Annotated in this window: 6 protein-coding genes and 1 pseudogene; all 7 read left to right on the top strand. The window is 35.9% G+C overall.

The genetic code is table 11. The features are described 5' to 3' along the window. On the top strand, window positions 1-243 hold a 243-nt coding region (locus ACYDAT_RS16030), incomplete at its 5' end, for a hypothetical protein (RefSeq protein ID WP_461451434.1). 24 nt (window positions 244-267) lie between these two features. Next, the gene (locus ACYDAT_RS16025; RefSeq protein ID WP_461451432.1) at window positions 268-543 is read left to right on the top strand and encodes a hypothetical protein; all 276 of its coding nucleotides are present in this window, start codon (window positions 268-270) and stop codon (window positions 541-543) included. Window positions 544-732: 189 nt separating this feature from the next. Next, window positions 733-1,224 (top strand): DUF1064 domain-containing protein, encoded by a 492-nt coding sequence (locus ACYDAT_RS16020; RefSeq protein ID WP_461451430.1) that lies wholly within the window; start codon window positions 733-735, stop codon window positions 1,222-1,224. Between the two features lie 313 nt (window positions 1,225-1,537). Then, on the top strand, window positions 1,538-1,927 hold the full coding sequence (locus ACYDAT_RS16015; RefSeq protein ID WP_461451429.1) for a DUF4116 domain-containing protein: 390 nt from the start codon (window positions 1,538-1,540) through the stop codon (window positions 1,925-1,927). A gap of 13 nt (window positions 1,928-1,940) precedes the next feature. Next, entirely contained in the window at window positions 1,941-2,276 is a 336-nt protein-coding gene (locus tag ACYDAT_RS16010; RefSeq protein ID WP_461451427.1) for a hypothetical protein, read from the top strand. Beyond that, window positions 2,277-2,627, top strand: a complete 351-nt coding sequence (locus tag ACYDAT_RS16005; RefSeq protein ID WP_461451425.1) for a hypothetical protein — start codon at window positions 2,277-2,279, stop codon at window positions 2,625-2,627. Beyond that, a pseudogene (locus ACYDAT_RS16000) lies at window positions 2,614-2,992 on the top strand (hypothetical protein); the annotation flags it as partial. The gene ACYDAT_RS16005 and the pseudogene ACYDAT_RS16000, both read left to right, overlap by 14 nt.

Below are 2,992 nucleotides of genomic sequence, written 5' to 3'. Positions count from 1 at the left end.
TTAAAAATGTCGCAATTTATTAAAATTAACGAAAACGAGTTTGTCAATTTAGAAAAGATTAACTGTATTCGGATTATAGAAATTCCGTATATCCGCATAGAATTTTACAATTCAGTCAGTTCTTTTGCGCCGGAATATCAAGACGGTTTAGCACAATTTACAGATTTAGTGCATAAACCGATAGCATTTTCAAAGCCGTTTGATACGGTTGCAGAGGCGAAAGAATGGTTATTAAAATTATAAAACTAATTAGGGGAGGACTTTCAAATGCAACCAAAGCAAGAATCAAAACAAAAATACTATCAAAAAAACAAAGAGAAGATAAGCGCACGTGCTTCAAAGTGGTATCAAGACCACAAGGGATATATGGCTGAGTGGCAAAGGGATTACCGTAAAGGCAAAAAGAGAGGCAGAAAAGGCACGGTAGAAAATCCAATGACCGAAGAACAAAGGCGGGAATGGTTAAAACAAATGGCGGAAAAAGAGGAAAAGTTATTCGCAGAAACCGGCGATTACTGTTTTTGTATAGATAGGAGGGCGTAAAATGTCAATAGAATGTTATCTAAACGACCCGAAATGGAATCAATGCTGTTGTGCTTGCGAGTATCATTTGCCACTATATTCACATCCGCTTGTGGACGGCAAAAGTGTATTAAATAAAATCGGCTATGTTTGCATATATGAAGTGGATGAAAAGAGGGCAACTCTATGCCGAGAACACGGATTGTGTGAATGTTACAAAAAGGAGAAAGACTTATGTCAATAAGCTGGGCACAGTTTAAAAAATTATTTCCGAAACAGGCGGAAGCGGTTAAAAACGATAAGAAAAGTCAGAATATTTTATTAGAATTTCACAATAAAATTTCATCTTACGAAACCGAAGCTGATGACCCTTATAATAAATATAAAGCGCAGAAAACCGAATATAACGGCAGGATTTACGCTTCTAAAAAAGAAGCCGAATATGCTTATAAACTCGGATTATTACAAAAATCTGGCGAAGTGATAAGCATATTTCCTCAACCCGAATTTGAATTGCAACCGGCATATGTTAAGAACGGGAAAAAGATACGCTCAATAAAATACATCGCCGATTTTCTTGTAAAATATAAAGACGGACATGAGGGAATAATTGACTGCAAAGGAATAAAAACCAGAGAATTTACTATTAAGCAAAAAATGTTTGAATATAAATACCCAGAATTAAAAATAATAATAATTTAAAGGAGAAAATATGATAAACAAACAATGTGAATTAGCATTAAAACGGGATAAAGGAGTATGCCAGATATGCGGATTATTCGGCAATGATGTTCATCATATCGCATCAACGCAGGTATTTAAAAACCCGTTGGAATATTTATAATCTCGTTACCCTTTGCCATGTTTGCCATTCTTACGCCCATAGCAATATCAATAATTTCAACGCAAGATACGCAAAACGACGGGAATTAATGCTTAATACTATAATGGACGATGATAAAACCGATGTAGAAGTATGGAATAATTATTTAATCAACTTTAAAGGAGAAATCAAATGAAAAAGACTGAAAAAGAAATAATGGAAGCCGTGAAACAGGACGGCTACGCCCTGCGGCATGTCAAAGACCAGACTGAAGCGATATGTTTGGAAGCCGTGAAACAGGACGGCTACGCCCTGCAGTATGTCAAAGACCAGACTGAAGCAATATGTTTGGAAGCCGTGAAACAGGACGGCTACGCCCTGCAGTATGTCAAAGACCAGACTGAAGCGATATGTTTGGAAGCCGTGAAACAGGACGGCTACGCCCTGCAGTATGTCAAAGACCACGACTTACAAGTTAAAATAGCGAAGAAATGTAATCTCTATATAATTCAGAAATGGGAACTGCCGGACGAGAAAATTACAATAAAAGAAAAAATAATTGAATTAATCAATCAACTTTAAAGGAGGCTTTAAAATGGAATTAATCCGTTGCTACAATGTTATAGGCGTAGGCACTATTATAGGCGATGTAGTATCAACAAACACTGCTGACGGTCTTATTGAATTACAAAATCCGCTTTTAATCGGACTAATGGCAGATGGCGCACATCTAATACCACTTTTGGTTATGCCGGAAAATGAATCGGTAGTAATCAATGAAAATCATGTAGTCTTTTCATATCAACCAAACAAAGACTTCAAAGATGGCTATCTAAAACAGGTAACGGATATGAAAGCGGCTAAATCGGGGATAGTAACGCCCGCACAGGCTAAAATATCCAATATAAGCGATTTTAAGAGAAAGCCGTAAATGTCAACATATAAGCAGGAAATAATAGTCCACTTATCCCTAAACGAAATATCAACGCTGGAAGTCGCAAGGGAGCTATACGAAAAAAACACACGGCATTACAGGAGCTTGGATAATTTTATCCGGTTGCTTGCAATGAAAGGCGCAGGTGATATTCTAAACGAAGTCGTGCTATCTCAATTTTTAGACAAGGATGCCGAAGCTATTACAAAGAGGTTTTACGGAGCTTCGGCTATCTCAAGAACGATGAATGAAAAAAAGATAGCAAGTTTTAATTTGGAATTGAGAAAATATTGTAAAATTAATGCAGGTAAAATTATTGAAGAAATGGGGGGTTATGCAAAACAATAACATTGATAATTTAATCCATAAGGCTAAACATAATCATTTTAATCAATATATATTATCTCTAAACATCGGTTTATATATAGTCGGCGGTGCTGTTAGGGATTGTTTATTGGGATTAGAGCCTCACGATATAGATTATGTTATTACAAACATTACCAAAGAACAATTAGACAATTTATATAAAATAGGCTTTAAAGAGATAGGTAAGGATTTTCCTGTTTTATTGTCCCCTGATAATTATGAATATGCGCTTGCCAGACAAGAACGAAAACAAGGCATAGGATATAAGGGGTTTATTTTTTTAACGGATAATGTATCTATTGAAGATGATTTACGCCGCAGGGACTTAACTATTAATAGTATGGCTA

Source organism: Metallibacterium sp., assembly GCF_054637675.1.
The sequence above is the reverse complement of the archived record's forward strand: the minus strand, read 5'-3'. Positions and strand labels throughout refer to the sequence as shown.

Coding starts and splice junctions, on each gene's coding strand:
- ACYDAT_RS16025 (WP_461451432.1), top strand. CDS start 268: ATGCAACCAAAGCAAGAATCAAAACAAAAATACTATCAAAAAAACAAA.
- ACYDAT_RS16020 (WP_461451430.1), top strand. CDS start 733: ATGTTACAAAAAGGAGAAAGACTTATGTCAATAAGCTGGGCACAGTTT.
- ACYDAT_RS16015 (WP_461451429.1), top strand. CDS start 1,538: ATGAAAAAGACTGAAAAAGAAATAATGGAAGCCGTGAAACAGGACGGC.
- ACYDAT_RS16010 (WP_461451427.1), top strand. CDS start 1,941: ATGGAATTAATCCGTTGCTACAATGTTATAGGCGTAGGCACTATTATA.
- ACYDAT_RS16005 (WP_461451425.1), top strand. CDS start 2,277: ATGTCAACATATAAGCAGGAAATAATAGTCCACTTATCCCTAAACGAA.